Annotated in this window: 1 pseudogene; it reads left to right on the top strand. The window is 55.6% G+C overall.

Annotation, left to right across the window (positions count from 1 at the left end):
• Positions 1–258 (top strand): annotated as a pseudogene (locus T18_RS26220) (IS110 family transposase); the annotation flags it as partial.
• Positions 259–576: the final 318 nt, after the last annotated feature.

The following is a 576-nucleotide window of genomic DNA, read 5'->3' as shown; positions in this document are numbered from 1 at the left end:
AACGTCAATCGTGAACAAGGGGTCTCGAAAGCGGGAAATCCGCGATTGCGGGCAACGATGGTCGAACTCGCCTGGCTATGGCTGCGACACCAACCGAAATCGACTTTAACGCTATGGTTTAAGGAACGCATCGCTCGGAACGCCGGCCGTTTAAAGACGCCGATGATCGTTGCGCTCGCGCGTAAGCTGCTCGTGGCCCTCTGGAAGTATGTGAGCTCCGGCGTCGTCATCGAAGGTGCCATCATGAAAACCGCCTGAAAGACAAACTGCTGCGAAACACAGTTTCTAATCCTCAGGGCCTGATCAGCCCTGACGGATCCAGGTGAACGGACCGGGTATCCTTTTGGCTTCAAACGCCGACCTTGAGTTTGGTCCCGTTCTCCTGAGCCCGTGCCCGTCGAAAGCGGGATAATGGTGCAGCCGCGTGAGAGCGGCGACCGGATGTGAGGTTGTATAGGCCCGAGAACCGGGCCGGTAATTGCTATGGGCTCAGACCGTGGATCCGCCTACGAAGGAGAAATTCGATGCCACTCGAATGAACAATTGACAAAAATCCTGATGTGAACGGATACGAAC

Source organism: Rhizobium sp. TBD182, from assembly GCF_001950375.1.
Lineage (GTDB): Bacteria > Pseudomonadota > Alphaproteobacteria > Rhizobiales > Rhizobiaceae > Agrobacterium > Agrobacterium tumefaciens.
Note: the sequence above shows the minus strand (reverse complement) of the source record. Positions and strands in the feature narration are given on the sequence as shown.